Genomic DNA, 7752 nt, shown 5'->3' on the forward strand with positions numbered 1-7752 from the left:
ACGTTAAACAGATGCTTGTGGAGGGGAATCTGGACGGGGTTTCAAGACAGAGATGACTTGAAACTAGGCAAACCCAGTGAAGCAAGAATCCCTCGTTATAATCTTTGATTTAACGGGGGAGTGTCAAAAGTATCGCAACGCAGAGAAGAAGAGTTTTGAACCCAATAACCCGTATAAGAGCCTCGATTCGTATATACTCCTGCTAAACCATCTATAAAGATTAATCCATCGCGGCCATAAGACCAAATCGCGGTTCTATTGCGGTCTTCTTGGTAGATGACATCATATTCTTCTGTTGACCAAATCTCGTCTCCTAAAGCTCTTTGGGGTATAAAGGGAAAGGCACAAGTTAGGAAGGCGAAGATAAGCAAAAAACTGTTATTTTTCATAGCATTGATCTCGATTTATTTCTAAAAATTAAGGATTGTTCCTTCTATGTCGATTTGTATCATTCTCGGGACGCGACCCGAAGCTATCAAACTCGCCCCGGTTATCCAGCAATTTCGGACTTGTTCGCCGTTAAAAACTTACACGATCCTCACTGGACAACATCGAGAAATGGTGGATCGAGTCATGCAGTTATTTCAGTTGCAAGCCGATCGCGACCTCAATATCATGCAACCTAAACAAAGTCTAACAGATATTACCTGCGCTACGTTGCGAGGACTCGAGGAGATTTTCCGCGAAATCAAGCCCAGCATGGTCTTAGTACAAGGGGATACAACGACTGCTTTTACCTCTGCATTAGCGGCATTCTATCAACAAATTCCCGTTGCTCACGTTGAAGCCGGATTGCGTACTGATGACTTGTTCAATCCTTACCCAGAAGAGGCCAATCGACGCTTGATTTCTCAAATCGGTCAAATTCATTTTGCACCAACTCCTCTCGCTGTGGAGAATTTAAGGCGATCGGGGGTGACGGGGGTAATTCATCAAACGGGAAATACGGTGATCGATGCCCTCTTAACGGCGGCTAAAGCGCGTCCTGAATGTCCAATCGATGGCTTAGACTGGGAAAAATACCGGGTCTTACTGGCTACTGTCCATCGGCGAGAAAATTGGGGAAAACCTTTAGAAGATATTTTGTCGGGATTCGAGCAAATTTTAGCAGAGTTTCCCGATACAGCCTTGCTATTACCTCTGCATCGCAATCCTATTGTCAGAAATCCCATTCAAAATCGCTTAGGAGAACATCCGAGGGTTTTTCTCACAGAACCTCTTGATTATGCCCAACTGGTGGGGGCAATTCAACGGTGCTATTTACTTCTCACGGATTCGGGAGGATTGCAAGAGGAAGCCCCCAGTTTAGGTAAACCTGTTTTAGTTTTGCGGGAAACAACGGAACGTCCCGAAGCGGTGGAAGCGGGAACGGCTAAATTAGTGGGAACGAATGCTAAGGCGATCGCAAAAGAGGCTTCTCGACTATTAAATAATAACTCAGCCTACGCCATAATGGCTAATGCAATTAATCCTTTTGGAGATGGTCGCGCTTCCGAACGAATTGTTCAAATTGTCACTGATTATTTAGCTGAAAAAGAAAAGATAAATAAGATAATTGGTTAAGTAGAAACAATTATAATTCTGCTAAAGAACAAGTAGGTAAAGGATCCGCTTGAATGCTGAGAATTGCCTCCCCATTTTCCACAGGTAAAAGAATCCGTTGTTGGAGTCGAGGGAATAATGCCTCCCACTGAATTTGTGCCATTGGTTGAATATAACTAATGGTTATCCCTTCACTCACATCCAAATCCTCCATCATCAGTAGATTCATCACCACTCCCGATAATAATAGATTCACGTCGTCTTCTATTCCTTCTTCCATATAGAGCAATAGAGCTATTTTATCGCGATCGCGATGAGTTGCAATTTTTTTCAGTAACTCGCTAAAAATTTCCCCTAAAACCTCTTCCGATCGCGTCCAATCTGGAAAAATAATCCAATTTATCTCTTGTAAATTTAACGGCAATAACGTGGTTTCAATCAACGCTAGACTAACTGTTTGTGCCATCATTGACCAAGTGAATTTCTGTGCTTGTTGCAATCCTAAAGTAATTAGAGAACTTCGGATCTTAGGTTTTTGGACTTCGCAGAGTGCATTCATCATCTCGTCAATACTGCCTGCATTCGTATAAATTGCCGCTTCTCCTGCGACTTCTGGAATGGAAGCATTAGGTGTTGTAATTACCGGACATCCAGACACTAACGCCTCTAAAATTGGTAAGCCGAATCCTTCATAAAGTGACGGATAAACTAAAGCAACTGCGCCACAATATGCCAACCTTAATTCCTCATCGCTTAAAATCAATGTATGAACGACAACACCGGGGACAAAGTTTCTTAAACTTTCTTCTAAAAGACCTTGATTGCCCGTACAAACTAACTCAAATCCTTGTTTAGTACATAATTGAGAGAAGGCTTGAAAAAATAATTGCGAGTTTTTATAACCCGTTCCGGGGGCAACTAATAGAAAATAAGGTTTGCTAATCCCATACTTAAATTTAAAGCGAAGGATATCTTCTTCTGGTGCAGGGAAAAACAGATCGGAAACCCCACAGGAAGCGACTGTAATCGATTCGATATCGGTATATATTTTCTGACAATCTCGTGCCGTATTTTCTGAAATAGCTAGATAAGTTGACGCATATTGAATTGCTTCTTGCTTCTCTTGCCACATCGGTTCTTGTAAATTTGCTCCTAATACTTCTGGAATCATATCGTATAGCAGAAGAGCAGATGGCGTTGAGAGAGGAATACTATAGTACGTTGATATAAAAACATCTATTCCTTCGCGATCGCAGATGTCTTGCAGTAGAGCGCGATCCTTTTCTAGATTATTATAGTCGTGTAGAGGAATTGTTCGATAGCGAATTCCGGGAATTTTAGGAGCGCTTACCCCTCGATCTAAAACTAAGAGATGTTGAGAAAAACCGTTTTTAACCCATTCTTGCAACAAACTTTTCCAGACTCGGGCAATGCCTGTATTGTAGTATTGAAAAAATACGCCATCAATTAAAATTTTAGGAGATTCTAGCGTTTTGAAAGCAACGGATTGCGTTGTAGGAGGTTTAACGAATTTCCACTCTGATTCTGTTTCGTGACGCTGTAAAATTGGGCTAATTCCTAAAGATTGCGAGCGATCGATCATTGTATCGTCTCCAACCCACGAAAAATATTCTCTTAAGAGTACGGGAAATTGTTCTTTTGTTTGCAGTTTTTGCCACTGTATTAAGGCATTCTGATAACCATAATATTTTTCTTTAAATTGAAGTTGCTCGGGTAGTACATAGGCAAAATGTTGAAAAATAAGACCTTTTTGCTCAGTTTCTTCATGTAAGAAAGGATTGACTTTAGCAATATCTTGCCACTGACCATTAGGTAATAGTTTTCCTAAAATTGGAGGTTCATGAGCCACCCATTGATATCCGGGTTGAAATCGCCAAGTTCTTAACCAATCTTGTTGAGGATTTTGACTATAACAATTTCGCGTACTTACAACTAATTGTTCGCTAACAAAATACCAACACCAATAAAATGCTGCCGTTTTTTGAGGGTTTGTTATAAACAGTTTACGAACCATGTCGATTTGCTCTTCTGTCCATAATTCATCTACATCAATTTGCCACAATAAGCATTCTTCTGTAATGTTTTCTAAAGGAGCATTCACCATTTCTCGTTTACCATCCCAAAATTCTCCCTCGGGTTTTCGGTAAACTGTAATATTATTGGGATACTTGCTTGCCAATTCGTCTAAATAAGCAGATGTTCCATCTTTACTTAAACCGCGATCGTGCAATTCATCTGCGATCGTTCCTCCTAAACGAACACTCCAAGCTGTATCATGTTTGAGGTCAGCTACTCCTTCCACAATATGCCAGTGCCATTGAAAGGGAAGTTTTTTGAAAATATCAATATGATAGCGAATAAAAGGTTCTCCATTTAACACAATTGTAAAGAAATGGATGGGAATTGATGTGAAGGCAAGATAATTTTCGTAGAAGGAAGTCGAGTTAGTTACTAATGCTCCAATTTCACCTTCTGGAGTAATTTCATGACATTCGTAATCATTTTGGATTAATATTTTAAACACTTCTTTGGCTTCTCTATTAAAACCTTCTAGCATTTTTTGCGATATTTCAAATTGAATGTATCTAATTTTCTTTTGACTTAAAAGATTTTGGCACCCTTTTAAAACATCACTTTCTGCACCTTCAACATCTATTTTGAGAAAATAAATCTGCTCAATGTTTTCGGTTTCACAAAATTTATCTAATGTAATCGCTTCTACTTTTTCAATGTTAACAATCGGCACAACAGAATGTTTTCCCAATGGATCTTGCATTATAGGCTTTCCTAGACTATTCCACGCCGAATATTCTTCAGGAAATTCATTGAATTCAATATCTGTATTGGTAGAATACACTGCTTTTTGAATTGCAGCAATATTTTGCAGATCGTAATCTTGTATGCGTTTTTTCAATTGTTCGTAGGAAGTTTTTGTTGGTTCAAAAGCGTAAACTCGACCAAAATAACCTACAAGTTGACTGAGCAAAATAGAGTAATCGCCGACATTTGCACCAACATCAAAAACCGTAACTCGTGGAACAATTAAGTTTTTAACAAGTCGTTGCTCTTTTTGTTCGTGACCGATCGATGATTGTAAATTGGTATAGTTTATTGTTTTATTTGAGTTCAATCTCTTCTTGAAAATTGCATAGCCATTCCGAATATTTTTGTTTTCTGCGATCGCCTCATATTTACTATCTTCTAATAAACTACAATAATTATTATAGTTTTTAAATGTATTAATATCATCTAAAAGAATAAAGTTTGCTCCGTATATATATTGAAATTCTACCTCTCCAGTAAATTCTGACCCGTCAATTAAAACAACATCAAAATAATCAATATTATTTTCCTGTTTTATTTGTTGAATTCCTTGTTCTGGAACTTTAGCAGAACGCACGTATGCTAAATCTTGTTCTAGCCACTCTAAAACAGTACCAAGAGGATATTGGTTGAGATTGGTGTGATTTTGGGTATAAAATTTTATAATTTCTTCGCGATCGGGAAATTCAGAAAGACCAATTGACGAAACATTATAACATTTAACAAAATCATCTTCTTGATAAGTTTTTTGTAGTTCTGTAAATCTAGTTTGAGAAATTTCTATACAAAACAAAGTGGGAGTATTTACATTATTCCTTAATCCTTGAACAAAGGCTTCTGTGCTGCCTTGTCCTGATGAAGAACCAATTTCTAAAACAGTTTTAATATTTTCATTCTCAGCAATTATTTGAATGAGTTCATAAAATTCATCATTTTTGATTTCAGGAGCAATTAAATTATCTAATTGGGATTCTACCATTTTTCAAATAAAGATTATTGCTTGTTTTAACTATTTTTTAATCTATCAGATCGAGAACCTATTCATTAGGTTTGTTTTTCTGGTTTTGTGTAACTTGCTGTTTTAAATTTTCCAATTGTTTCTTTAATTCTTCATTTTCTGGAGTTAATTCTGATAACTTTTCCATTGGTGCGATCGCGCCTTCATAGTCTTGTAATTGGATATGAACCGCAGCCAGTGCTTGCCAAATTTCTGGGTTATCGGGAGATTTTTTTGCTAAAGTTTCGAGAGGTTCTATCACTTCTTGCCATTTTTGCAGAGCAAGGCGAGTTTGGATCAATCCTTGTAAGGCAAGAACATTATCGGGTTCTCGGTCTAATACCGCAACATATCCGCTTTCTCGAGCCAATAACTCGCGATCGCCTTCTTCTTGTCCAGACTGCTCGGAATTTTGAGTGGCAGTATTATTATTACTCAATACACTGGCGGCCATAAATCCCATCGAACTGAGAAAAGCAAGACCGGAAACAAAAATCAAAACGCGCTGAACTGGATTAGCCATGATTAGATGAGAAACTTTCCTCGATATCGCTATACTGATGATAACTCTACACTTTAAGCTACCCCAGTTCTTATCTTAAACGATCGCTTCGTCTTATGTCTCGCTCTAATTTACTTTCGATTGCTCGTTCCTCTCTCCTGTGGAATTCTCTGGCGATCGCCTTATCTCTATTTGCAGTCATTACTTTACAACGTCCTCAACTCGAGGCGATCGCCAACCGAGAGAATAACTTGACCCCAGAAAAATTGCAGCGAGAAGAGGAATTAGAACGAATTCGCCTACAGCTTTTGCAGCGAATGCCCGCATTTGGGTTTGATAATCTCCTTGCCAATTGGGAAATGTTAAAATTTTTGCAGTATTTTGGTGATGAATCTGCTCGTAATATTACTGGATATTCTCTTGTTCCCGATTATTTTCGCATTATTCTCGATCGCGATCCCCGTTTTCTCACAGCCTATACATTTTTAGGAACCAGTGGCTCAATTTATGCCGCTAAACCTAAAGAAACCGATGAAATTATGGCGCGAGGAATTGAACAATTAGCCCCTCAAGCCCCTAAATATTCTTATTATGCCGTGCGGAATAAAGGCATCAATGAAATTTTATTTCTGGGGGATATTGAAACTGCACAAAAGACTTTTACTAAAGCCGCAGATTGGGCTTCTACCTATGACGATCCCAAAAGTCAAGCGATCGCAGAAAATTCTCGCAATACTGCTAACTTTTTGGCCAGTCGTCCTAGTATTGAAAAAACTAGAGTTGCAGCATGGGGGATGGTTCTCGAACAGACTCGAGATGAACGAACCCAAAAAATTGCGATCGCCAATATCTATCAGTTAGGTGGAGAAATTATTCAAAATGAAGAAGGTAGACTTCAAGTTGTATTCCCCTCCGATCCCTAACAATTGATGGGCTAAAATGCCTGTTCCAAAACCAGCCAAACTCACGATCGCAAATAAAGTAAAAGATTGCCATTCTTCCAAGTTTGCTTCTTGGAGTTCCAATCTCACCAAAGAAGCCGCCGCAAATAAGGCAATAAATTGAATAAAACGGTGAATCCACGTAATTAAAACAACTGTCGCAAAAGCAATGAGAATGACCGAAATAAAAGCACGAGAATCTGAGCGGAGAGGACTGGTCAAAATCCTACGGACAATGCTGCTGGGGGCAGTAAACACGAATGCCATTAAGAGCAACAGAAAACCCACCAGCAACCACATTAACTCGCGAGTCGTAGAATCCGCCACAGACCAACCCAAAACAAGGTGCAGAATAAATAAAATGCTGAGGGAAAGAGGTAAAAACCGGATGGGGGATTGCACGAATTCTCGAGGAAAAATGAAAAACAGAGCGATCGCCTTTCAGATATCGATGTACTATATACTATCGAGGGTGAATCGGCGATCGCGCTTGCCCAACTCAGGACATGGACTGAATAATATAGTCAAAATAGGGTTCGGCCGCTTTGGCATCCTCAGTATCGAGGAGGCCGAGAGAGGCTTCTTTCAGGCAGCTAATGGCTTCAACCATTCCCGCAACAGGAACGTTAAGGGCGTTATACATCTCTTTCACCCCAATTAAACCAATCTGCTCGATCGGGCTTTTGTCCCCCGCTAAGATACCGTAGGTGACTAAGCGCAGATACCAGCCATAGTCCCGCAAACAAAGCGCTCGCTGTTTCTGTCCAAAGGCATTTCCCCCAGGAGAAATAAAGTCGGGGCGTTTTTTCCAAAGTTCCTTACTGGCTTTCTCAACGATTTTTTTCTCGCTTTCTGTAAGGGTTTCGACGATCCGCATTCGTTGTTCTCCCGTTTGCAGGAAGTTATTGATGCTGGTTAACTCCCCA

General features: G+C 39.5%; 7 protein-coding genes. 2 read left to right on the forward strand and 5 right to left on the reverse strand.

What is annotated here, in order from left to right:
• Positions 1-95: 95 nt before the first annotated feature.
• Entirely contained in the window at positions 96-389 is a 294-nt protein-coding gene (locus tag VB714_RS20195; RefSeq protein ID WP_323226481.1) for a hypothetical protein, read from the reverse strand.
• A gap of 46 nt (positions 390-435) precedes the next feature.
• Between VB714_RS20195 and wecB the strand changes: the two genes are divergently transcribed.
• Positions 436-1563, forward strand: coding sequence for a non-hydrolyzing UDP-N-acetylglucosamine 2-epimerase (wecB, locus tag VB714_RS20200; protein WP_323226482.1), 1128 nt, complete (start codon positions 436-438; stop codon positions 1561-1563).
• 10 nt (positions 1564-1573) lie between these two features.
• On the opposite strand, the gene VB714_RS20205 is transcribed toward wecB, so the two are convergent.
• Together VB714_RS20205 and VB714_RS20210 are read right to left on the reverse strand one after the other, a co-directional pair.
• Complete coding sequence (locus tag VB714_RS20205) at positions 1574-5365, reverse strand: FkbM family methyltransferase (RefSeq protein WP_323226483.1); 3792 nt, start codon at positions 5363-5365, stop codon at positions 1574-1576.
• Positions 5366-5423: 58 nt separating this feature from the next.
• Positions 5424-5906, reverse strand: coding sequence for a tetratricopeptide repeat protein (locus tag VB714_RS20210; protein ID WP_323226484.1), 483 nt, complete (start codon positions 5904-5906; stop codon positions 5424-5426).
• Between the two features lie 95 nt (positions 5907-6001).
• On the opposite strand from VB714_RS20210, the gene VB714_RS20215 reads away from it, so the two are divergent.
• Entirely contained in the window at positions 6002-6808 is an 807-nt protein-coding gene (locus VB714_RS20215) for a hypothetical protein (RefSeq protein ID WP_323226485.1), read from the forward strand.
• Here VB714_RS20215 and VB714_RS20220 read toward each other — a convergent pair.
• The gene (locus tag VB714_RS20220) at positions 6743-7228 is read right to left on the reverse strand and encodes a hypothetical protein (protein ID WP_323226486.1); all 486 of its coding nucleotides are present in this window, start codon (positions 7226-7228) and stop codon (positions 6743-6745) included. The two genes, VB714_RS20215 and VB714_RS20220, sit on opposite strands and share 66 nt — an antisense overlap.
• A 97-nt stretch (positions 7229-7325) precedes the next feature.
• Positions 7326-7752 (reverse strand): allophycocyanin subunit alpha-B (locus tag VB714_RS20225; protein WP_323226487.1); only part of this gene is annotated, 427 nt, incomplete at its 5' end.

This window comes from Spirulina sp. 06S082, from assembly GCF_034932145.1.
In the GTDB taxonomy this organism is placed as follows: domain Bacteria; phylum Cyanobacteriota; class Cyanobacteriia; order Cyanobacteriales; family Spirulinaceae; genus CCY15215.